The sequence below is a fragment of the Streptomyces phaeolivaceus genome (assembly GCF_009184865.1).
GTDB classification, from domain to species: Bacteria; Actinomycetota; Actinomycetes; order Streptomycetales; family Streptomycetaceae; genus Streptomyces; species Streptomyces phaeolivaceus.
In genome coordinates, this window is the sequence record NZ_CP045096.1 from 3,954,269 (window position 1) to 3,976,313 (window position 22,045).

The following is a 22,045-nucleotide window of genomic DNA, read 5'->3' on the forward strand; positions in this document are numbered from 1 at the left end:
GGGACGGATGGGGGCCCGGGACGCGGAAGGGCCCGTCGCCTCGGTTCGCGACGGGCCCGTGTGCTGCGAAGTGGCAGGTGGGTCAGTGCTCGGCGGTGGGGGCCGGGCCGCCGGGGGCGGCGTCGGGGTCGGCGCCCTTGGCCGCCTCCGCCTCGCTGTAGATGTCGGGCTCCAGGTAGATGACGCGGGCGATCGGGACGGCCTCGCGGATGCGGGCCTCGGCGGCGTCGATGGCGTTGGCGACCTCGGTGGCCGTCTCGTCGTGCCGGACGGCGATCTTGGCGGCGACCAGCAGCTCCTCGGGGCCGAGGTGCAGCGTGCGCATGTGGATGATGGCGGGGACCGTGTCGCCGTCGACGATCGCGGCCTCGATCTTCCTGACGTCCTCGACTCCGGCGGCCTCGCCCAGGAGCAGCGACTTGGTCTCGGCGGCCAGGACGATCGCGATGAGGATCAGCAGGACGCCGATGCAGAGGGTGCCGATGCCGTCCCAGACGCCGTCGCCGGTGATCAGGGCGAGGCCGACGCCGCCGAGGGCGAGGATCAGACCGACGAGGGCGCCGAGGTCCTCCAGGAGGACGACCGGCAGCTCGGGGGCCTTGGCGTGGCGGACGAACTCGGTCCAGGACTTCTGGCCGCGCAGGACGTTGGATTCCTTGATGGCGGTCCGGAAGGAGAACGACTCGGCGATGATCGCGAAGACGAGGACGCCGACCGGCCAGTACCAGGCCTCGATCTCGTGCGGGTGCTTGATCTTCTCGTAGCCCTCGTAGAGGGCGAACATGCCGCCGACGGAGAAGAGGACGATGGAGACGAGGAAGGCGTAGATGTAGCGCTCGCGGCCGTAGCCGAAGGGGTGTTGCGGGGTCGCCTCGCGCTGGGCCTTCTTGCCGCCGAGGAGCAGCAGGGCCTGGTTGCCCGAGTCGGCGAGCGAGTGCACGGACTCGGCGAGCATCGACGACGAGTTGCTGAAGAGGAACGCCACGAACTTCGCTACCGCGATGGCGAGGTTGGCGGCGAGTGCCGCCACGATCGCCTTGGTGCCGCCTGACGCGCTCATGTGTCCGGGGTGTCCCTTCGCCTACGCATTTATCTGTGCGTGGGTGTGCGTACCTGGCACGCGTACCCACGTCTCCGTCCGTCACCGGCCGGGCTTTGCCCGCCTTTTGCAGGGGGCATTGTTGCAGCCCGGTCCGGCGGGTCGCACGGGTCCCGTCGCTCAGGCGACCACGGTGGCGCGGAACAGGGTGCCCGGTCCGGACACCTCGGCCTTCTCGTCGGCCGGTACGAAGACGGACTGGCCGGGGGCGAGGGTGTGTTCGCCGGCGCGGACCGAACCGGCCGTGCAGAGCAGGATCTGCGGGGTGGAGCGGGTGAGGTCGTGCGGGGCGCCGGCCTCGGGGAGGACGAAGCGGGAGAGACGGAACTCGTCGATGGGGGTCTCGTAGACCTCCTCGCCGTCGGGGGACGCCTCGGGGCGCAGGACGCCGGGGTCGGTCGCCTCGAAGCGGACGATGCGCAGGAGTTCGGGGACGTCGACGTGCTTGGGGGTGAGTCCGCAGCGCAGGACGTTGTCGGAGTTGGCCATGATCTCGACGCCGAGGCCGTTGAGGTAGGCGTGCGGGATGCCGGCGCCGAGGAACAGGGCCTCGCCGGGCTGCAGACGTACGTGGTTGAGGAGCATGGCGGCGATGACGCCGGGGTCGCCCGGGTAGTGGTGGGCGATGTCGGCGTACGGGGCGTAGTCGCCGCCGAGGCGGGCGCAGGCGGCGGCGGCCTCGGTGACCGTGTGGGCGATCTCCGCGGGGTCCGCGGCCAGGACGGCGGTCAACACCTCGCGCAGCGCGGCCTCTTCGGGGTGGGCGTGCAGGAGGTCGACGTACGGCTTGAGGGAGTCGACGTCGAGGCCGGCGAGCAGGTCGGCGGCCCGCAGCGGGTCGCGGAAGCCGCAGAGGCCGTCGAACTCCGTGAGGGCGCAGATGAGTTCGGGCTTGTGGTTGGCGTCCTTGTAGTTGCGGTGGCCCGCGTCGATCGGGATGCCGCGCCGCTCCTCGTCCTCGTATCCCTCCCTGGCTTGTTCGAGGTCGGGGTGGACCTGGAGGGAGAGGGGGGCGCCGGCGGCGAGGAGCTTCAGGAGGAAGGGGAGGCGGGGGCCGAACTTCTCGACCGTCGGGATTCCCAGCTCGCGTTCCGGTGCCTCGTCGATCACCTCGGTGAGGGGGCCGCGCCCGGTGCGCGAGGGCGCGCCGGGGTGGGCGCCCATCCACATCTCCGCCTGCGGCTCGCCGGTGGGGGCCACGCCGAGGAGCTGCGGGATGGCGGTGGTCGAACCCCAGGCGTAGGGACGGACGGTGTTGTCGAGGCGGTCCATGGTGTGTGTTTCTCCGTAGGTGGGAGGCCGGCCGAGGCCCCGGTCAGGGTCGGGCTCCGGTAAAGATCAGGCTCCGGAAGCGAGCGACAGGTAAACGGCGGCGAAATCCGTGATGGCGATCATCTCGGCGAGGGTCTCCAGGTCGCTGCCCTCCTCGGGTTCCAGCTCGCTGATCGCGGCGTCGTGGCCGAGGGCCAGCTCGCGGGCGGCCGGTACGGCGCTGAGGCCCCCGGTGGGGCGGTCGCGGACGAGCACCACGCGCGCGTGCAGGACGGGCGCGTCCTCGACGCGGTCGCGGAAGAAGTCGTCGGGGTCGGCGTTCGCGGCGAGCGGGCCGGACAGCAGCACCGTGTGCGAGGCGAGGGCCTCCGGGAGCTGGGCGGCGAGGGCGGGGCGGCCCGCCAGTTCGGCGAGCGCGGCGGCGAAGCGGCGGCCCACCGGCCCTGCGGACTGGCCCTCGGTCCAGATCAGCGGGAGGGCGTCGGCCAGCTCGGCGGCGAGTGTCTTGGCCGGGTTGCTGTAGGTGGCGATCGCCGGGCCGCAGCGCTCGGCGACGCGGTCGAGGCGGTCGGCGACCTTCTGCAGGGCGTCCGGCGGGGCGGCGACCAGGCCGGTGCGGTCCAGCAGCGCCAGCATCGGCGTGAGCAGCGCCCACAGGACTCCGGGGGCGGCGGCGCCGAGGGGCACCTCCTGCTCGTACGGGCCGGTCGCCATCGGTACGAAGAGGCCGTGGGCGCCTTCCACGGCCTCGGCGACCGGGGTGCGGGGCGGGGCGACGGCGACGATCGTGCTGCCCCGGCGGTACGCCTGGTCGACGAGGAGCGCGAGGCCGGGCTCACTGCCGTCGGCGGTGGCGATCAGCAGGAGGTCGACCGGGCCCGCCCAGCCGGGCAGCTCCCAGCGGAGGGCGCCCGCGGCGGGGGCCACACCGGTGGGGTGCAGACGGATCAGGGGGCAGCCGGATCCCGCGAGGGCGCCGAGCAGGTCGGCGACGCCCGCGGAGGCCATGCCGGGGCCCGCGGTCAGCAGGGCGCGGGGGCGGCCGTCCGGTTTCAGGTCCGGGATGCCGGCCTCGATGCCGAGGCGGATGGCCGTACGGACCCGGGCGCCGGCCTCGGCGGCGCCGCGGAGCAGGTCGCGGCGGTCCGCCTCCGACAAGGCGTCGGGGGTGTCCAGCAACGATTCGTCGAGCATGGGCGGCAGTCTCCGATCGCCGGGTGCCCTGGTCGCCCGTACGCCGGGTTTCCCGGCTCGTACGGGGTTACGCCTTGCGCGCGAGCTTGATCGCGCGGGTCACTCGGGGCGGCGGGCCTCGTCGACGAGGAGTACGGGGATGCCGTCCCGGATCGGGTAGGCGAGGCCGCAGTCCTGGCTCGTGCAGGTCAGCTCGGTGTCCTCCTCCGTGAGGGGGGCGTGGCACGCCGGGCAGGCGAGGATCTCCAGGAGGCCGGCTTCGAGCGGCATGTCGGGGTCCCTTCGGGGGCGGGTTCGTGCGGTGCGGCCTGGTCAGAGTACCGCCGTGTGGGGGTTGGTGCCGGGGTTGGGGGGCGGGGGGTTCCTCGCCCCCGCCCCCCTACCCGTCCCATCCTCAAGGGGCTGCGCCCCTTTGACCCCCCTCTGCGGCCGAGTGGGGGTTCTCGCGCAGTTCCCCGCGCCCCTTGAGGGCCTGCGGCCACTCAAGGGCCTGCGGCCGTTTGAAAGGGGCGTCTCTCACGCTCTGATGATCGCCAGGACCTCGTCCCTCATCTTCGCCATCGTCGGTTCGTCCCTTGCCTCGGCGTTCAGGCGCAGGAGTGGTTCCGTGTTGGAGGGGCGGACGTTGAACCACCAGTCGGTGGCCGTGACAGTGAGGCCGTCGAGGTCGTCGAGGGTGATGCCGTCGAGGTTCTCGTAGGCGGAGCGGATCGCGGCCAGGCGGCCCGGTTGGTCGTCGACGGTGGAGTTGATCTCGCCGGAGCCCGCGTAGCGGTCGTACTGGGCGACGAGGGCGGAGAGGGGGCCGTCCTGACCGCCTAGGGCGGCGAGGACGTGGAGGGCGGCCAGCATGCCCGTGTCGGCGTTCCAGAAGTCGGCGAAGTAGTAGTGGGCGGAGTGCTCGCCGCCGAAGATCGCGCCGGTCCTGGCCATCTCGGCCTTGATGAAGGAGTGGCCGACGCGGGTGCGCACCGGCGTGCCGCCGTGCTCCTTGACCACCTCGGGGACGGACCAGGAGGTGATCAGGTTGTGGATGACCGTGCCCTTGCCGCCGTGCCTGGCCAGTTCACGGGCGGCGACCAGGGCGGTGATGGCGGAGGGCGGGACGGGGTCGCCCTGTTCGTCGACGACGAAGCAGCGGTCGGCGTCGCCGTCGAAGGCGATGCCGAGGTCGGCGCCCTCCTCGCGGACCCGCTTCTGGAGGTCGACGATGTTGGCCGGGTCCAGGGGGTTGGCCTCGTGGTTCGGGAAGGTGCCGTCCAGTTCGAAGTACATCGGGACGAGGTCGAGGGGGAGGCCCGCGAAGACGGTCGGGACGGTGTGGCCGCCCATGCCGTTGCCCGCGTCGACGACGACCTTCAGGGGGCGGACGGAGGTCAGGTCGACGAGGCCGAGCAGATGCGCCGCGTACCCCTCCAACGTGTCCCGCCGGGTGATCGTTCCCGGTGTCGCGGCGGGCTCCGGCGCGCCCGACTCGCTCCAGGCCTCGGCCAGTTCGCGGATGTCGGTGAGGCCGGTGTCCTGGCCGACGGGGGCGGCGCCGGCGCGGCACATCTTGATGCCGTTGTACTGGGCGGGGTTGTGGGAGGCCGTGAACATCGCGCCGGGCAGGTTCAGCGCGCCCGAGGCGTAGTACAGCTGGTCCGTCGAACAGAGGCCGATCTCGGTGACGTTCACCCCGAGGGCCGCCGCCCCGCGCGCGAAGGCACGCGAGAGGCCGGGCGAGGAGGGCCGCATGTCGTGGCCGGTCACGATGGCGTCCGCGCCGGTCACTCGTACGAAGGCCGCCCCGAACAGCTCGGCCAGGGGCTCGTCCCACTGGTCCGGGACCACCCCACGTACGTCGTACGCCTTCACGATCGTCGTCAGATCAGCAGCCACGGCCAAACCCTCCTGAAGTCCTCACCGGGCACCCAAACTACCCGTCCGCTGTGACAGTGGTCCGTGTGATCTCGCAGGTCGGGCCCGGCCCGGCGGAAGCGGTTCACGGAAGCATCCATTCCAGTACGGGTGTGCTCTGCCCCACGACGATCAGGCACATCACCAGCAGCAGTCCCAGGCTCCACGGCAGCACCTTGCGCAACAGGTCTCCCTCGCGCCCCGCGAGGCCTACGGCGGCGCAGGCGATGGTCAGGTTCTGCGGGGAGATCATCTTGCCGAGGACACCGCCGGAGCTGTTGGCGGCGGCGAGCAGTTCCGGCGACAGGCCCGACTCCCGGGCCGCGCTCACCTGGAGGGCGCCGAAGAGCGCGTTGGCGGAGGTGTCCGAGCCGGAGACGGCGACGCCGAACCAGCCCAGCACGGGCGACAGGAAAGCGAGTCCGGCGCCGGCCGCCGCCACGAAGTGGCCGATGGTGGCGGCCTGTCCGGAAAGGTTCATGACGTAGGCGAGGGCGAGGACGGAGGTCACGGTGAGGATCGCGAACCGCAGTTCGTGGACCGTGGCCGCCCACTCCCGGACGGCCACGCGCGCGTGGACGCCCAGTACGACGGCCGTGCACAGGCCGGCGAGCAGCACGAGCGTGCCGCCGGTGGACACGATCGGCCAGGTGAAGACATTGCCGCCGACGGGATCGCCGTCCGGGTTCACGACGTCCGGGAACGGCCAGTCGTACGTCTGTGTCGCCCCGGCCGGCCAGTCCTTCACGACCGGGATCTGGGCGACGGAGAAGACGGCGACGATCAGCGCGTACGGGGCGTAGGCGCGCAGGACTTCGCGCGGCGGGTCCTCCTCGTCGAGGTCCTCGGCGCGCGCCGGTCAGCACGGCGGCCCGTACGGGCTCGGCGGCGGGCCGACGCGCCCGGGCCACGGCGACGAGGGCGCCCGCGCCGAGCAGGGCGGCCCCGATGTCGGCGAGTTGGGCGGAGACGTAGTTGGAGGCGACGAACTGGCCGACGGCGAAGGCGAATCCGCAGGCCAGGGCGGGCACCCAGGTCTCGCGCAGCCCGCGCCGCCCGTCGACGAGCCAGACGAGGACCAGGGGCACCACGAGGGTGAGCAGCGGTGTCTGGCGGCCGACGACGGACGCGACGGTGTCCAGGGGCAGTTCGGTGACCTGGGCGAGAGTGACGACCGGGGTGCCCATGGCGCCGAAGGCGACGGGCGCGGTGTTGGCGACGAGGGCGACCACGGCGGCCTTCACCGGTTCGAAGCCGAGCGCGACGAGCATGACCGAGCAGATGGCGACCGGCGCGCCGAAGCCGGCGAGGGCTTCCAGGAGCGCGCCGAAGCAGAACGCGACGACGAGCGCCTGGATGCGCGGGTCGTCGGAGAGCCGTCCGAAGGAGCGGCGCAGGATGTCGAAGTGCCGGGTGTGGACGGTTATCCGGTACACCCACAGGGCGTTGACGACGATCCACATGATCGGGAAGAGGCCGAAGGCGGCCCCCTGGCCCGCGCTGGAGAGCGTCTGGCCGATCGGCATGCGGAAGGCGAGCAGGCGACCAGAACGGCCGCCAGAAGGCCGATCAAGCCCGCCAGATGCGCTTTCAGGCGCACGCCGCCGAGCAGCACCAGGACGAGGACGAAGGGCAGGGTCGCGATCAGGGCGGACAGGCCGAGCGAACCGGCCACGGGTTCCAGTTGCTGGACGTACACGAGAGCCTCCCCGGATTCCGCGATGCGGAAGCGGCTTCTCACGGCACGGGCACCCGGAATGATCGCGTCCGCGCTGACACGCCGTCAACAGGCGTGCGCCACTGAGCGAAACGGTGCGATCAGAAAGAGCCACAACGGGGCGGCAGCCATGCGTGCGGCTACGGAATCACGGCAACGGCCCCTCGCGGGACGTCAGTTGTCGGGCGAGCGCAGCACCCGGAGATGGCCGCGGCGGGCGACCTCCATCGGGTCCGCCGTACGCGCGCCGCCACCGGCCTCGGCCGCGCGCCGCTGTGGACGGGCCGCCTCGCGCACGGCGTTGGCGAGCGCCTCCAGGTCGTCACCACTGGGGCGCGCGGGGGCCGAGGCGTCCAGCAGCCGTACGACCTCCCAGCCGCGTGGCGCGGTGAGGCGCTCGGAGTGCTCGGCGCACAGGTCGTAGCAGTGGGGTTCGGCGTAGGTGGCGAGGGGGCCGAGGACCGCGGTCGAGTCGGCGTAGACGTACGTCAGCGTCGCGACGGCGGGGCGGCCGCAAGCGGTGCGCGAACAGCGACGTACAGGGCTCACGACGTTGGACGGTACCGCACTCTTGAGCGGGCCGCGACGACTCTCCACCAGGTCACTCCACCGTGTCGTGTTGTGAAACGTCCCACACGCCCCTCCGAACCCACAGCGTTGACCTGCGGGTAACCCCGCGTCCGGAATGCCGAACGGGCCTGGGTTCGGTCAATATTCGGTATAAACCAGGCCAATTGGCGCGAGTTCGCCGGTCTCGGAGAGATACGGAATCGAGCCCAACCTTGGCTGGAATGGTCATCATGCGACATGCCGTACGGCTCGGGCCGGTGGGGCCGCCGAGGGTGTGGAGCAGGGCGGGCGGACCTGCCGGGGACTACGCTTCACAGGTGATGGACAACCTCGTACCGCCCCGCGCCGCCTCCGCACCCGGGCCCCGCCGCCGAGATCGGCACGGCAGGGGGATGCGTGGGCCCATCGCGCCACCGCAGGTGCCGCTCGCGGCGAGCCGTGCGGATGTGTTCGCGGATCTTGTACAGGACTCGGTGGAGCGGCTGGAGCGGCGGTTGCCGCAGCTGGCGGACATCGACTTCCTCGTCCTTGAGGTGCCGCGGCTCGACGGGCCGGTGGACGGGGCGTGGAACGACGAGGCCGTGCCGCTCGGCGGGACGGTGGCGGCGCGGGAGGGGCGGCCGGCCCGGGTCGTCGTCTATCGGCGGCCGGTGGAGATCCGTACCAAGGGGCGCGACGAGCGGGCCGCGCTGGTGCACGAGGTCGTGGTGGAACAGGTGGCCGAGCTGCTGGGACTGAACCCGGAGAACGTGGATCCTCGGTACGGCGAGGACTGACGGGCGGGGATTCGTTCTTCGTGTGCGGGTCCGGTGGGGGCTGGTCGGGCAGTTCCCCGCGCCCCAAAGAGACCAGGCCCTGCGGGCCTGAGAAGCATGGGGCGCAGCCCCTGCTTTTCAGGCAAGGCCGTGAAGTTAGGGCTTTGGGAGCGTTGGCAAGTGCGCTCTGGTTCTATGGCTTCTTGGAACGTGGGAAGCGGAGCCCCGGTAGAACTGGCAGTCGACCAAGACAGCCGTTCACAGGACCGGAGGCTCCGCTGTCCGATCAGTGTGTCATCACGCGGGAAATCACGGTAGCCAAGGGCGTGTTCGCCCCGGGGCATCTGGGGGAACTCACCCGGATCATCCCGTTCGAGATGGTCGATGCGGTCCTTGCCGAGACCGGTGCTGTCCAGCAACGGCTGCGGAAGATTCCCGCCCGGGTGGTGGTCTACCTGCTGCTGGCCGCGGCCCTGTTCGAGGACTGCGGCTACCTGGCCGTCTGGCGCAGGCTCACCGCCGCGCTGGAGACGATACCGGTCGTGAAGATCACCGGCGCGGGGCTCTGGGACGCCCGCAGGCGTCTGGGCGTGCGGCCCATGCGGGCCCTGTTCGATCTGCTGCGCGGGCCGGCCACGGTGATCCGCACCCGCGGCGCCCGCTTCAAGGGCCTGCTGGCCGTTGCGATCGACGGCACCTACCTCGACGTTCCCGACAGCCCGCCGCACCGGGCCCGTCTGGGCAAGGGGTCCAACCGGTTCGGAACTGCCGGCTACCCGCAGATCTGCCTGACCGCGCTGGTGGCCTGTGGCACCCGGGCGATCCTGGATGCCGCCTTCGGACCGCGCTCCCAGGGAGAGACCGGACACGGCAGGCGGCTCATGCGCTCCCTGCACGCCGGAATGATCGTCCTGCTGGACCGGGGCTTTTCGGGCAACGCGTTCCTGACAGCCGTCGCCGCCACCGAAGCCTCCTTCCTCGCACGCATCACTGCCACCCGCAAACCTCCCGTCCTGGCCCGCTTCGGCGACGGCTCCCACCTCTCCCGCTTCGGCGCCCTCGAGGTCCGCATCATCGAATGCGAGATCACCGTCACCACCAGCCAGGGCCGCCGCACCGGGCTCTACCGGCTGGCCACCAACCTCCTGGACCACCACCGCTACCCGGCATCCGACCTGGTCAGTCTGTATCACGAGCGGTGGGAAGTGGAGTCCGCCTACTTCGCGATCAAGAAAACGATGCTGGGCCGGCGGGTCCTGCGCTCCACCACTCCGCCCGGCATCGCCCAGGAGGTCTACGCCCTGCTGAGCGCCTACCAGGCCCTGCGGATCGCTATCGCCGACGCCACCGGGGCCACACCCGGAACAGACCCGGACCGGGCCAGCTTCAGCGTTGCCCTGCGATGCGCCCGCGACCAGATCGTCCAGGCCGCGGGCATCATCGCCGGCACCACGATCGACCTCGTCGGGACGATCGGCCGAACCGTCCTGGAACACCTCATGCCCGCCCGCCGCCTCCGCATCAGCCCCCGCGCAGTGAAACGACCCCTGTCCCGATACGCCTACAAAAGCCTCAATATCGACCGACGCACCTACACAGCCACCCTCAGCATCAACATCTTGACGCCGACGATCAGCCCATAACTTCACGGCCTTGTCTTTTAGGGGCGCGGGGAACTGCGCGAGAAGCCCCCACCGGACCCGCGCACGACAACGCACCCGCACCCCCGAGCTCCCGCGCCGCCACCCCTTACCTCACCTCTTACCTCACCTCTTACCTCTGCATGATCGACAGATCCTGGCGCGCCTCCGGGACGGCTACCGTGCCCCGGTCGTCGGGGAGGGTCTGGATGGTGAACGCGGGGACGTTGTCGAGCCTGGACTCCAGGAGGCGGGAGGCGTAGACCGGCCCGCCGGACGTGGTCTCGACGGTGAGGGCATAGGTGCCCTTGAGACCACCGGGGGCGGGCATCTCGACGTTCTGCGTGGTGCCGGCCTTGATCGTGAACGTCTTCGTCACCGGCTTCCCACCCCCGCTGCCGGCGGACGCGGTGACCTCGACCTCGGCCGCACCGGTGGGGGCGGTGAGGGCGAGGGTCGTGCCCTTGGCGCGGTTGTCGGTGACCGTGGCGCGCGCGCCGACCGGGCGGGTCGCCGGGATGAACGCCGTCTCCTGGTTGTCCCCCTTGCCCCGGACGACCCGGAGCGCCGCCACCACCGGGACCGACTGGTCGGTGGGGGTGAGGATGAGGGACCCGGGCTCGCCTCGGGTGATGTCGCCCAGGTCGGCGGAGGCGGTCATACCCCCCTTGACGTGCAGCGTCTCGTTGCCCGCCGGGGTGATCGCGCCGCTGGGAGAGGCGAGGCGGAGCTTCAGGTCGGCGTCGGTCTCGCCGGGGGCGTAGGCGACGAGGGTCACGGAGGTGGCGTCCTTCGGGATGCCGGGGAGGACCAGGGTGCCCGCCGGGTCGGCCGCGGCGGAGAGCCAGTCGCCGCCCAGCTTGTCGTCGAGGGCCTGCACCGCGGCGGCGACCCGGCCGCTGCGGACGTTGACGTGGACCGTGAGGCCGGCCTCCTTCGCCGTGGCGAGCGTGGACAGCAGGACGGGCTCGCCGGAGCGGGGCTGGACGGTGATGCCGTCGCCCACGGTCGACTTGAGTTCACCGTCCTTGCCGTACAGCTCGATGTCGACGACGGCCGCCGAGTCGTCCGGGTTGACGAGGTGGACGTAGTCGGTGCGGCCCGTGGCCGTGCTCGCGCCCGGGAACCAGAACTCGGTGTCCGGGGCAGCGCAGTTGACGCCGAGCAGACCTCGGCCGGTGCCCGCGGCGACCTCGGTGGTCTCCTGGACCGTCCAGCCGGGCGCGAACCTCCCCTCGGCCGTGCCGATCAGCGCGGGAGAGTCGCCGCCGTCGGTGCTGCCGGCGACGGGCTTGCCGGGCTCCTTGACCTCCACGACCGGCTTGGCGGCCGTGCCCTTGCCGCCGTCCTCGCCCTTGTCCGTGTCCTTGTCCGTGTCCTTGTCGCCCGTGCCGGTGTCCGTCGAATCGGCTCCCGCCGCGACGAGTTGGGCGCTGCCGTCGTCGCCGGCGCCGTCGGTGACGGGGGTGAAGGAGGTGTACGCGGTCTCCGCGATGTCCGAGGTGCTCGGCTGCGGGCAGAGCAGACTCGTGCGCTGCACGGGCAGTTGGGCGGCGGCCTTCGTGGTGGTGGCGTCACCGGAGGCGTCGGGCGCGGAGAGCGTGGCGAAGCCGGTGACGGCGGCCAGGGCGGTCGCGCCGGCGATCAGGGACAGGGTCTGGCGGTTCACTGCTGGCTCCCGTCGGGGCGCTCACTGTCGGCGCCGGTGCCGTGCGACGGGTCGTACGTCGCGTCGTAGCCCTGGGTGTACGTCTGGTCGTACGAGACCGTGTTGCCCCCGTAGGAGGCGTACGGGTCGTACTGGCCGCCCTGGTTGGGGTCGGCCTGGTAGTACTGCTGCTGCTCGTACGTGCCCGCCGGGTACTGCGGGGCGCCCTGGTACTGCTGGTCGTACTGGCCGTACTCGGCGCCCGCGTGGTGCTGGTCGTCCCACTCGCCGTATCCGTGCTGCTGCGGGACGGGGGCGGCGACCGGGATCTCCTCCGGAGCGGACGGCAGATCGGGGTCGGCGGACTGTTCGGCCTCGGCCTCCGCCTCCGCCTGGGCGCGCAGGCGGCGGGCGCGGCGGCCGTCGCCGGTGATGTCCTGGGCGGGCACGGCGACCGGCTCGTCCGGGAGGTCGTCGTCGACGTCCCGGCGGCGGCCGGGCAGGGCGAGGACCACGAGGACCACGGCCAGCGAACCCTGGGCCCACAGCCAGCCGGTGTGGCTGACGGGGGCGTCGAAGGTGACGTCCAGCCTGCCGCCGTCCACGGGCAGTTGGAAGCCCTGGGCCCAGCCGTCGACCGTGGTCGGGGTGAGCGGTTTGCCGTCGAGGGTGGCGGTCCAGGACTCGTCGGCGGTGTCGGCGAGGCGCAGGACACGGCCCGAGCCGCCGTCCGGGAGGGTGGTGTGCACCTCGACGGGGCCCGCGGCGACGGCCTTCGGGGCGCCGGAGGCGGCCTCGACGGTGACCCGGGAGACCTGGCGGTCCACCCGCCACAGAGCACTGCCGTCCTGCTGGCTGAGCCGGCTCAGGCCGGGTGTGGCGTCCAGGACCCGGCTGACCTCGCGGGGCGCGCCCGGCCGGACCAGGACGTACCGCACGGCGAAACCGCCGAGTTCGTCGCTCTGGTCGGCGCCGGAGCCCGCGACGAGGTTGGCGACGACCTTGTCGAGCTGCTGGTTCGCCCCGGCGGCGGCGGTGAGTTCGGCGTCGCCCAGGCGCACGCCGGAGCCGCAGACCAGGGTGTAGCCGACCTCGGCGGTGGAATCGCTGTCGAGGACCAGGGTGCGGGCCTGGTCGCGGGTGCCGCTCTCCTCGGCGACGAACGCGGGCACCTGGACGGGGTCGCGGCGCTCCAGGGGGCCGTCGGCGCCGCCGAGCACCCAGCCGGCGGCGGCCAGCAGCGGGCCGACGGCGGCGGCGAGCGCGATGAGCACGGCCACCGGCTGGCGCCAGCCGAAGCTCTGCTCGGCGACGCGGTGGCGTGCCCCGTCGGCGCCCAGGGTGGCGGCGGCGAGGAGGGCGATGCCGTAGACGAGGGTCGCGGGGCCGGCCCAGGTGGAGCCGTTGGAGAGGACCGCGAAGACGAGGGCGAGCAGGGCGGCGATCCAGGCGGTCCGGATCGCGGGCTGGCGTTCCGAGCGCAGCAGGGCGGCCAGCGCGGCCAGGACGACGCCGATGAGCGTCAGTCCGCCGACCGTGCCGGGCCCGCCGGGGCTGATGCCCAGCAGATCGGTCGCCGAGGCCGTGCTCCCGCCGTACTCCAGTCCCGCCTCCTCGAAGAAGCCGAACGGCAGCAGCGTCAGCGACCAGGGGGCGAGGATCAGCAGCGGGGTGCCCAGCTGGGCGAGGAACCGGGGGCCGTAGGCGGTGATCTCGCGGCGGCGCACGGCGAGGAGCCCGAGGCCGAGGAGCAGCGCGAGGGGCCACACGATCGGGGTGAACGCGGTGGTGATCGTCAGCAGCAGGGCGTACGCCCAGGTGGCACGCCAACTGCCGCGCGCCCCCGTGCTGTTGGTGAGGCCGGCGGCAGCGGCGCCCGCGCGGGCGATGAGGGGCAGCAGGATCGCGAGGACGGCGGTGCCGATGCGGCCGGTGGCGAGCGCGCCGGTGACGGCGGGCAGGAAGGCGTACACGACGGCCGCCCAGGCGCGCAGCAGCCGGGACTCGACCAGGGGCCGTGAGGCGAAGTACGCGGTGAAGCCGGCCAGGGGCACGGAGGCCACGAGGAGCACGGTGACCGCGAGCCCGGCGGAGCCGAACAGCACGGAGGCGAGCATGGCCACGATCGCCAGATACGGCGGCGCGGCCTCGGCGCCGCCCGCGCCGACCGGGTGCCAGCCGTCCAGGTAGCGCGACCACAGCTCGGCGGAGTCGGCGGGCGCGGGCAGCAGCGTGCCGCCCGCGAGGGCGCCGCCGCCGAATAGCGCGCGGCAGGCGACGAGGGAGGCGAGCAGCAGGAGGGTGAAGAGCAGGGGCCCGGGGGCGCGCGCGATGCGCTTGAGCCGGGCGAACTGCTCGACCTGGAGGAAGTCGGCGTCGTCGCCGGGCCCCGACTCGACCGCGCCGCCGTGCCGTCCGGCCGGGGAGGTGTCGGTGTCGGAGCGGCCGAACAGATCGCCCGCGGCCTGTTCGACGGTGGCCCGGACGGTCGCGCCGGGCGGCGGGAACAGCGGGCGCAGCTCGGCCTTGTCCAGCTGGGACCGGCCTCGTCGGCGCCGCCCGGCGATGATCCGCTCGGGCCGCAGCAGCACGCCCAGCAGCCCCCGGATCTCGTCGACGGCCTGTCCGGGGACCTTGCCGACGAGATACGCGACGGTCCTGAGCAGGGTGCCGAGGACGATCCGCAGCAGCACCCAGGGGAGCTGTGCCGTACGGGAGTTGACAAGGAGGGTGTAGATCGCGCCCGCCTTGTCGACCATGTGCGGGGAGGCGGCGCCGCGGCCCACGCAGTCGACGGTGCGGCGCTCGCGCGAGGACGCCTCGGCGTGGCGTACGACGGCCTCGGGGGCGACGAGGACGCGGTGCCCGGCGGTGGTGGCGCGCCAGCACAGGTCGACGTCGTCCCGCATGAGGGGCAGACGGCGGTCGAAGCCGCCCAGTTCGTCGAAGACGTCGCGGCGGATCAGCATGCCGGCGGTGGACACGGCGAGGCTGGGCTTGACGTGGTCGTGCTGGCCCTGGTCCTGCTCACGGCGGTCCAGGCCGGTCCAGCGGCGGCCGGAGTTGGCGATGGTGACGCCGACCTCCAGGAGCTGACGGCGGTCGTACCAGCCGCGCAGCTTGGGGCCGACGACGGCGACGTCGTCCCGGCCCAGCTCGCGTTCGTTCTCCACGACCCGCAGCAGCTGGGCGAGGGCGTCGGGCTCGGGGGCGCAGTCGTCGTGCAGCAGCCACAGCCACTGGACCGGTTCCCCGTGGGGCAGCTCCGGCATGTCGTACGCGTCGTCGCGCCAGCTCCGCGTGACCGGGTCCCAGCCGCTGGGGCGCCGGAGGTAGGCCAGGTCGTCCTGGGTGAGGACGCCCGCGGTGCGGTTGGCCTCCTCGACGGCCTGGCCGAAACCGGTGCGCCGGGCGAGGTGCAGGACGCGGTCGGCGCCGAGGGCGTCGGACAGGAGCCGGGCGGAGTCGTCCGCGCTGCCGGTGTCGGCCGCCATGGCGCTCTGCACGGGGCGCTCCTGGCCGAGCAGCCCGGCGAGCGCGTCGGGCAGCCAGCGGGCGCCGTCGTGCGCGACGAGGACCGCGGTCACCACATGACGTGGGAACTCGGGCGTGGCAGCGTCTTGGTGGGCTGCGGTGTGGCTGTGCACGGACATCGAGGTACGGGCCCCGGTTCGATGGACTGCGGTGGACGTCTGTGTCCGGCGAGGACAGCGGGACGTCTCGGACGAGGGCCCACACTAACGGCTGAGCAGGAGAGCGGCCCGCCGCCTGTGGATAACCCACGGGCGACGGGCCGTACATGTTCGGTTGTTCCTGTTCGACTGCGCCGAGCGGTCTTTCCGGGCCGCTGCTCCTGGCCGCCGCTCCGAGGTGCTGTTCCGGGCCGCTGTTCCGGGCGGGTCAGACCGCGGCCTTCTTGAGGCGACGGCGCTCGCGCTCCGACAGACCGCCCCAGATACCGAACCGCTCGTCGTTGGCGAGGGCGTACTCGAGGCACTCGGAGCGGACCTCGCAGGCGAGGCAGACCTTCTTGGCCTCGCGGGTCGAGCCGCCCTTCTCGGGGAAGAAGGACTCGGGATCGGTCTGGGCGCACAGCGCGCGCTCCTGCCAGCCGAGTTCCTCGTCCGCGTCGTCGACCAGCAGTTGCTGCACGAGCTCGGTCATGTGCGCCCCTCGTCCGTCTTTCGCGTCCCCGTCGTGCGGCCGTTACCGATTTCGGCTGAACGACACGAGTGAAATTACAAGTGTGCTGCTACGGGCGAGTCAAGCCGAGATCTGCTATTGAGCCCCTTATTCACTCTGCGGAACCAAGGCTATGCGGAAAGTGTTCAAATCGGCATAAACCCTGACAGCAGCGCGGCGGCAGAGGGGAGTTCTCACCGGATCACCCTTCCTTACGGGGAAAGACGCCCAGGAGTTCGATCTCGTTCCGGCGCGATCCGACTCACTCGTTCCGGGTTGTGCGCCATGTGTCCCCGACACCCCACGCACAAACCCTTCGTCGCGCGGATGCACCGGAAGAGGTGAACGGGCATCCATATACCGGACGCGAAGTTGACAGCAGAGGTGTGAACCGCTGTCCTTGTGGGCATGCTCGCGTACTTGGCACTCACCTCGACCCGCACCGCCGGGTCCCCCGGTGCTGCTCGCCGTCGCTGTAGCTGTTGCTGTCCCAGCTGTTGAGCCTCACTCGCTCCGGCTGTCACTGAGCCCCTACGGGCTCGACCGTTGTTTCCTCACGCGACACCCAGCCCTCCCCCACGCACTCATCGTCGAGGACCACCTCACTTCATGAACAGCGACAGCGACCTCCAGATCGCCGGCGACCTTCTCGAAGTACCGCACCTCCTCCAGGCGCCGCGCCAACACCCGCTCACCGTGGCCGAGTTCGCCGGCCTGGCCCGTTCCCTGGCCGACGACCGCTCCCGCTGGGAGCACCTCGTCGAGTACGACGCGACCACCCGCTGGTACCACCGCCTGGAGACCGGGCCCGGGTACGAGGTGTGGCTGCTGTCGTGGCTGCCGGGGCAGGGCACCGGGCTGCACGACCACGGGGGCTCCTCCGGCGTGCTGACGGTGCTCGACGGCACACTGACCGAGCGCACCGACCGGGGTACGCGCGTGCTCGGCGCGGGCGCGCAGCGCGTGTTCGCGCCGGGGTACGCGCACGAGGTCGTCAACGACACGCTGGAACCGGCCATCAGCCTGCACGTGTACTACCCGGGCCTGACGGACATGCCGATGCACGCGGAGGCCTGCGCGGCGGGGGCGGCGACCGTCACGGCCTGATCCGGCCGCGGGTCGCGGGTGGGCGGCCCGCTGTCGTACCCGCCTGCGAGACTTCTCCCATGCGCATTGTGGTTCTGGCAGGCGGCATCGGTGGTGCCCGGTTCCTGCGCGGTCTGAAGCGGGCCGTGCCGGACGCGGACATCACGGTCATCGGCAACACCGGGGACGACATCCACCTCTTCGGGCTGAAGGTCTGCCCGGACCTCGACACGGTGATGTACACCCTCGGCGGCGGCATCAACGAGGAGCAGGGCTGGGGCCGGGCCGACGAGACCTTCCATCTCAAGGAGGAGCTCGCGGCCTACGGGGTCGGGCCCGAGTGGTTCGGGCTCGGCGACCGGGACTTCGCCACGCACATCGTGCGGACGCAGATGATCGGTGCCGGGTATCCGCTGAGCGCGGTCACCGAGGCGCTGTGCGACCGCTGGAAGCCGGGTGTGCGGCTGATCCCGATGACCGACGACCGCGTCGAGACACATGTCGCCGTCGAGCAGAACGGCGAGCGTAGGGCGATCCACTTCCAGGAGTACTGGGTGCGGCTGCGGGCCTCCGTGCCGGCCGAGGCGATCGTGCCGGTCGGCGCCGAGCAGGCGAAGCCGGCGCCCGGGGTCCTGGAGGCCCTCGCCGAGGCGGACGTCATCCTCTTCCCGCCGTCCAACCCCGTGGTCTCCGTCGGCACCATCCTCGCCGTGCCCGGTGTCCGGGAGGCGATCGCCGAGGCCGGGGTGCCGGTCGTCGGCCTCTCCCCCATCGTCGGCGACGCGCCCGTGCGCGGGATGGCCGACAAGGTGCTCGCCGCCGTCGGCGTCGAGTCCACGGCCGCGGCCGTCGCCGAGCACTACGGCTCCGGGCTGCTCGACGGCTGGCTGGTCGACACCGTGGACGCGGGCGTCGTCGAGCGCGTCGAGCGCGCCGGCATACGGTGCCGGGCCGTGCCGCTGATGATGACCGACCTGGAGGCGACGGCGGAGATGGCCCGCGAGGCGCTGGCGCTGGCGGAGGAGGTACGGGGCGCGTGAGCGAGGAGATCATGGACAGAGTGACGCCCGGTGGCGGGTACCGCGTCTGGGCCCTGGCCGGGATTCCCGAGGTGCGGCAGGGCGACGACCTCGCGAAGCTGATCGCCGCGGCCGAACCGGGGCTGATCGACGGGGACGTACTGCTCGTCACCTCCAAGATCGTGTCCAAGGCGGAGGGCCGGATCGTCGAGGCGGTCGACCGGGAGGCCGCGATCGACGCCGAGACGGTCCGGGTGGTGGCCCGGCGCGGGGCGCTGCGGATCGTGGAGAACCGGCAGGGGCTGGTGATGGCCGCCGCCGGGGTCGACGCCTCCAACACACCTTCCGGGACCGTGCTGTTGCTGCCCGAGGACCCCGACGCCTCCGCGCGCGCGATCCGGGACGGCCTCAGGGACACCCTCGGCATCGAGGTCGGGGTCGTCGTCACCGACACGTTCGGGCGACCCTGGCGCAGCGGGCTGACGGACGTCGCCATCGGGGCGGCCGGGGTACGCGTCCTGGACGACCTGAGGGGCGGCACCGACGCGCACGGCAACCCGCTCAGCGCGACCGTCGTCGCCACCGGTGACGAGCTGGCCGCCGCCGGTGACCTGGTGAAGGGCAAGGCCGCCGGGCTGCCCGTCGCCGTCGTCCGGGGGCTCGGACACGTGGTGGCCGAGGACCATGGCGAGGGGACGCAGGCGCTGGTCCGGGGCGCGGCGGACGACATGTTCCGGCTCGGCACCTCCGAGGCCGTACGGCTCGCGGTGACCCAGCGGCGTACGGTCCGGTCGTTCACGGACGAGCCGGTCGACCCGGGGTCGGTACGGAGGGCCGTTGCCGCCGCCGTGACCGCGCCGGCGCCGCATCACACGACGCCTTGGCGGTTCGTGCTGCTGGAGTCCGAGGAGTCGCGGGTACGGCTGCTCGACGCCATGCGGGACGCGTGGATCGCCGATCTGCGGCGGGACGGCAAGAGCGAGGAGTCGATCGCGAAGCGGGTGCGGCGCGGGGACGTGCTGCGCGACGCGCCGTATCTGGTGGTGCCGTGTCTGGTGATGGACGGATCGCACCACTACGGCGACGCGCGGCGGGACGGTGCGGAGCGGGAGATGTTCGTGGTCGCGGCGGGCGCGGGGGTGCAGAACTTCCTCGTCGCGCTGGCCGGGGAGCGGCTGGGGTCGGCGTGGGTGTCCTCGACGATGTTCTGCCGGGATGTCGTGCGGGAGGTGCTGGGGTTGCCGGAGGGGTGGGATCCGATGGGGGCGGTGGCTGTGGGGCATGGGGCGGTCGCGCCTGCGGCGCGGGGCCGGCGGGATGCGGGGGCGTTCATCGAGGTGCGGTGACCCCAGGGGGCGGTGCGCCTGCTGTTCGGGGGTGGTTTCCGGTTGGTGGGCGTGCGGGTGAGTGGGCTGCTCGCGCAGTTCCCCGCGCCCCCTTGAAAGCGCCCCTAGTCTCATAGCGCGCCGTATCTCTGCCTAGGACCTAGGACCTGCCTTGGCCGGACGTTTTCCTCAGCGGCCCACTCGTACGACTGTGCGGGGTGGGGATGTCGTCGTGCCCGGTGGGGTGCCTCGGCAGGGGGCGGTGGCCGGAAGGCGGCGGAGCTGGGTGCCCGAGGGGGCGCTCGATCTGGGGCTCGTCCTGGGGCCGTTGCGGCGGGGGCCCGGGGACCCGACCTTTCGGGCGGTGCCGGACGGGTCCGTGTGGCGGGCCAGCCGTACGCCGGTGGGGGCCGGGACGCTGCGGGTCGCGCTGCGGAGCGGGGTCGTCGAGGCGGAGGCGTGGGGGCCCGGGGGTGAGTGGCTGCTCGATCAGGTGCCCTCGATGCTCGGGGCGCTGGACGAGCCGGATGTCTTCGTGCCTCGGCATCGGGCCGTGGCGCTGGCCTGGCGACGGCGGCCGGGGCTGCGGCTGACGCGGACCGGGCTGGTGCTGGAGTCGTTGATCCCGTCGGTGCTGGAGCAGAAGGTCACGACGGACGAGGCGTATCGGGCGTGGCGGCTGCTCGTACGGAAGTACGGGGAGCCGGCGCCGGGGCCCGTGCCGCCGGGGATGTTCGTGATGCCCACGGCTCGGCAGTGGGCGTTGATCCCGTCCTGGGAGTGGCATCGGGCCGGGGTCGACGACAAGCGGGCGTCGACGGTTCTGCGGGCGGTTCGGGTGGCCGGGCGGCTGGAGGAGGCCGTGGGGATGGCGCCGGGAGACGCGCGGGCGCGGTTGGAGCTGGTGGCGGGGATCGGGCCGTGGACGTCGGCGGAGACCGTGCAGCGCAGTCATGGGGCGGCGGACGAGGTGACCGTGGGGGATCTGCATCTGCCGGGGATCGTGGGGTTCGCGTTGGCGGGGGATCGGGACGCGGACGACGCCGTGATGCTGGCGTTGTTGGAGCCGTATGCGGGGCAGCGGCATCGGGCGGCTCGGTTGGTGTTGTTGTCGGGGCGGGTGCCGGGGCGGCGGGCGCCGCGGATGCCTCGGGGGGACATCGGGCGGTTGTAGGGCGCGTTTGCGCTCCGCTTGGGGGCGGGTGGATACGTGCGGGTCCGGTGGGGGCTGGTCGCGCAGTTCCCCGCGCCCCTGAAGAGCCGGGGCTGCGCCCCGGGCTCTTCGGCCCGAAAAAGCAGGGCGCAGCCCGCTTTTTCAGGGGCGCGGGGAACTGCGCGACCAGCCCCCACCCACCCGCACCCGAACACGCACCCCGGCTATTGATCCGACGAGAAGCGGAGCGCCCCCGTGGGGATCTGCGCGTCGCACCAGACGCGGACGCCCGTGCGGAGTTCGTTGTCGGCGCCGATGACCGCGCCGTCGCCGATGACCGCGCCGGTGAGGACGGAACGTTCGCCGATGCGGGCACGGGCGCCGATGAGGGAGTCGGTGATGACCGCGCCGGGTTCGACGACCGCGCCTGCCAGGACCGTGCTGCCGAAGACGCGGGCGCCCTCGCCGACGAACGCGCCCTCGCCCACCACCGTGCCGCCGGTCAGCTTGGCGTCGCCCGCGACCCGGGCGGTGGGCAGGACGAGGCGGTCGCCGCAGCGGCCGGGGACGGCGGGCGACGGGGCGCGGCCGAGGACCAGGTCGGCGGAGCCGCGCACGAAGGCCGCCGGGGTGCCCAGATCCAGCCAGTAGGTGGAGTCCACCATGCCCTGGAGGTGGGCGCCGGCCGCCAGCAGGTCCGGGAACGTCTCGCGTTCGACCGAGACCGGGCGGCCCGCCGGGATCGTGTCGATGACCGAGCGGCGGAAGACATAGGCCCCCGCGTTGATCTGGTCGGTGACGATCTCCTCGGGGGTCTGGGGCTTCTCCAGGAAGGCGAGGACCCGGCCCGTCGCGTCGGTGGGGACGAGGCCGTAGGCGCGGGGGTCGGTCACCTGGGTGAGGTGGAGGGAGACGTCCGCGCCGGTGGACTCGTGGGTGGCGACCAGCCGGCGGATGTCCAGGCCGGTGAGGATGTCGCCGTTGAAGACGAGGACGGGGTCCTCGGGACCGGAGTGGAGGTGCGAGGCCGCGTTGCGGATCGCGCCGCCGGTGCCCAGGGGCTCCTCCTCGGTGACGTACTCGAGGTGGAGGCCGAGGGCGGAACCGTCGCCGAAGTGGGGTTCGAAGACCTCGGCCAGATAGGAGGTGGCGAGAACTATGTGGTCGACTCCCGCCGCCTTCGCTCTCGCCAACTGGTGCGTGAGGAAGGGGACTCCGGCCGCCGGGACCATGGGCTTCGGAGTGTGCACCGTGAGCGGGCGCAGCCGGGTGCCTCTGCCGCCGACCAGGAGGATCGCTTCTGTCACCTGTCGTCTCTGCTTCCTGCCGGGACCGGCCGAACTGTCATTCGACCGGCCAGTGTATGCAGACCGTTCCATGGCGCCTTCATGGCCGTGCGGATGGCCGTCGGCGTGCGGCGAGGCACGTCGACGGTGATGTCCGTCGAGGGCACGGCGGGCGTGCCCTCGGCCTGTGCTGCGGGTCG

At 72.4% G+C, this 22,045-nt stretch carries 17 protein-coding genes and 1 pseudogene; 7 read left to right on the plus strand and 11 right to left on the minus strand.

What is annotated here, in order from left to right:
• Positions 1-82: 82 nt before the first annotated feature.
• The 6 genes and pseudogenes from F9278_RS18490 to F9278_RS18515 form a co-directional block, all read right to left on the minus strand.
• Positions 83-1,060, minus strand: coding sequence for a cation diffusion facilitator family transporter (locus tag F9278_RS18490; protein WP_152169357.1), 978 nt, complete (start codon positions 1,058-1,060; stop codon positions 83-85).
• A gap of 159 nt (positions 1,061-1,219) precedes the next feature.
• Entirely contained in the window at positions 1,220-2,371 is a 1,152-nt protein-coding gene (gene manA / locus F9278_RS18495) for a mannose-6-phosphate isomerase, class I (RefSeq protein WP_152169358.1), read from the minus strand.
• A gap of 66 nt (positions 2,372-2,437) precedes the next feature.
• Positions 2,438-3,565, minus strand: coding sequence for an SIS domain-containing protein (locus F9278_RS18500; protein ID WP_152169359.1), 1,128 nt, complete (start codon positions 3,563-3,565; stop codon positions 2,438-2,440).
• Between the two features lie 99 nt (positions 3,566-3,664).
• A complete protein-coding gene (locus F9278_RS18505) occupies positions 3,665-3,835 on the minus strand; it encodes a Trm112 family protein (RefSeq protein WP_152169360.1) in 171 nt (56 codons plus the stop codon).
• Positions 3,836-4,081: 246 nt separating this feature from the next.
• Entirely contained in the window at positions 4,082-5,446 is a 1,365-nt protein-coding gene (locus F9278_RS18510) for a phosphomannomutase/phosphoglucomutase (protein WP_152169361.1), read from the minus strand.
• A gap of 103 nt (positions 5,447-5,549) precedes the next feature.
• A pseudogene (locus F9278_RS18515) lies at positions 5,550-7,148 on the minus strand (L-lactate permease).
• Here F9278_RS18515 and F9278_RS47160 point away from each other — a divergent pair.
• Positions 7,047-7,268, plus strand: a complete 222-nt coding sequence (locus F9278_RS47160) for a hypothetical protein (RefSeq protein WP_226967402.1) — start codon at positions 7,047-7,049, stop codon at positions 7,266-7,268. The pseudogene F9278_RS18515 and the gene F9278_RS47160 overlap by 102 nt on opposite strands.
• An 87-nt stretch (positions 7,269-7,355) precedes the next feature.
• Here F9278_RS47160 and F9278_RS18520 read toward each other — a convergent pair whose 3' ends face one another.
• The gene (locus tag F9278_RS18520; RefSeq protein ID WP_152169362.1) at positions 7,356-7,778 is read right to left on the minus strand and encodes a DUF3499 domain-containing protein; all 423 of its coding nucleotides are present in this window, start codon (positions 7,776-7,778) and stop codon (positions 7,356-7,358) included.
• A 293-nt stretch (positions 7,779-8,071) separates the two neighbouring features.
• Between F9278_RS18520 and F9278_RS18525 the strand changes: the two genes are divergently transcribed.
• Positions 8,072-8,527: a metallopeptidase family protein gene (locus F9278_RS18525; RefSeq protein WP_152173939.1), complete on the plus strand. Its 456-nt coding sequence runs from the start codon at positions 8,072-8,074 to the stop codon at positions 8,525-8,527.
• A 305-nt stretch (positions 8,528-8,832) separates the two neighbouring features.
• Positions 8,833-10,149 (plus strand): IS4 family transposase, encoded by a 1,317-nt coding sequence (locus F9278_RS18530; RefSeq protein WP_193241414.1) that lies wholly within the window; start codon positions 8,833-8,835, stop codon positions 10,147-10,149.
• A gap of 130 nt (positions 10,150-10,279) precedes the next feature.
• On the opposite strand, the gene F9278_RS18535 is transcribed toward F9278_RS18530, so the two are convergent.
• From F9278_RS18535 to F9278_RS18545, 3 genes are all read right to left on the minus strand, one after another.
• A complete protein-coding gene (locus F9278_RS18535; RefSeq protein ID WP_152169363.1) occupies positions 10,280-11,815 on the minus strand; it encodes a DUF5719 family protein in 1,536 nt (511 codons plus the stop codon).
• A complete protein-coding gene (locus F9278_RS18540; RefSeq protein WP_152169364.1) occupies positions 11,812-15,447 on the minus strand; it encodes a glycosyltransferase family 2 protein in 3,636 nt (1,211 codons plus the stop codon). Before F9278_RS18540 ends, F9278_RS18535 begins: the two co-directional genes overlap by 4 nt.
• Before the next feature lie 247 nt (positions 15,448-15,694).
• A complete protein-coding gene (locus tag F9278_RS18545; RefSeq protein WP_003975777.1) occupies positions 15,695-15,958 on the minus strand; it encodes a WhiB family transcriptional regulator in 264 nt (87 codons plus the stop codon).
• Between the two features lie 627 nt (positions 15,959-16,585).
• Here F9278_RS18545 and F9278_RS18555 point away from each other — a divergent pair.
• The 4 genes from F9278_RS18555 to F9278_RS18570 all read left to right on the plus strand — a co-directional run bounded on the left by F9278_RS18555 (position 16,586) and on the right by F9278_RS18570 (position 20,580).
• Positions 16,586-17,083, plus strand: a complete 498-nt coding sequence (locus F9278_RS18555; RefSeq protein ID WP_152169366.1) for a cysteine dioxygenase — start codon at positions 16,586-16,588, stop codon at positions 17,081-17,083.
• A gap of 59 nt (positions 17,084-17,142) precedes the next feature.
• Entirely contained in the window at positions 17,143-18,102 is a 960-nt protein-coding gene (cofD, locus tag F9278_RS18560) for a 2-phospho-L-lactate transferase (RefSeq protein WP_152169367.1), read from the plus strand.
• An 11-nt stretch (positions 18,103-18,113) separates the two neighbouring features.
• The gene (locus F9278_RS18565) at positions 18,114-19,427 is read left to right on the plus strand and encodes a coenzyme F420-0:L-glutamate ligase (RefSeq protein ID WP_152173940.1); all 1,314 of its coding nucleotides are present in this window, start codon (positions 18,114-18,116) and stop codon (positions 19,425-19,427) included.
• Between the two features lie 151 nt (positions 19,428-19,578).
• Positions 19,579-20,580: a DNA-3-methyladenine glycosylase family protein gene (locus F9278_RS18570; RefSeq protein WP_152169368.1), complete on the plus strand. Its 1,002-nt coding sequence runs from the start codon at positions 19,579-19,581 to the stop codon at positions 20,578-20,580.
• A gap of 203 nt (positions 20,581-20,783) precedes the next feature.
• Here the strand turns inward: F9278_RS18570 and F9278_RS18575 are convergent, their stop codons facing one another.
• Entirely contained in the window at positions 20,784-21,866 is a 1,083-nt protein-coding gene (locus F9278_RS18575) for a mannose-1-phosphate guanylyltransferase (protein WP_152169369.1), read from the minus strand.
• Positions 21,867-22,045 lie beyond the last annotated feature (179 nt).

Coding starts and splice junctions, on each gene's coding strand:
- cofD (WP_152169367.1), top strand. CDS start 17,143: ATGCGCATTGTGGTTCTGGCAGGCGGCATCGGTGGTGCCCGGTTCCTG.
- F9278_RS18525 (WP_152173939.1), top strand. CDS start 8,072: ATGGACAACCTCGTACCGCCCCGCGCCGCCTCCGCACCCGGGCCCCGC.
- F9278_RS18540 (WP_152169364.1), bottom strand. CDS start 15,447: ATGTCCGTGCACAGCCACACCGCAGCCCACCAAGACGCTGCCACGCCC.
- F9278_RS47160 (WP_226967402.1), top strand. CDS start 7,047: ATGCGCTTTCAGGCGCACGCCGCCGAGCAGCACCAGGACGAGGACGAA.
- F9278_RS18555 (WP_152169366.1), top strand. CDS start 16,586: ATGAACAGCGACAGCGACCTCCAGATCGCCGGCGACCTTCTCGAAGTA.
- F9278_RS18505 (WP_152169360.1), bottom strand. CDS start 3,835: ATGCCGCTCGAAGCCGGCCTCCTGGAGATCCTCGCCTGCCCGGCGTGC.
- manA (WP_152169358.1), bottom strand. CDS start 2,371: ATGGACCGCCTCGACAACACCGTCCGTCCCTACGCCTGGGGTTCGACC.
- F9278_RS18545 (WP_003975777.1), bottom strand. CDS start 15,958: ATGACCGAGCTCGTGCAGCAACTGCTGGTCGACGACGCGGACGAGGAA.
- F9278_RS18490 (WP_152169357.1), bottom strand. CDS start 1,060: ATGAGCGCGTCAGGCGGCACCAAGGCGATCGTGGCGGCACTCGCCGCC.
- F9278_RS18565 (WP_152173940.1), top strand. CDS start 18,114: ATGGACAGAGTGACGCCCGGTGGCGGGTACCGCGTCTGGGCCCTGGCC.
- F9278_RS18500 (WP_152169359.1), bottom strand. CDS start 3,565: ATGCTCGACGAATCGTTGCTGGACACCCCCGACGCCTTGTCGGAGGCG.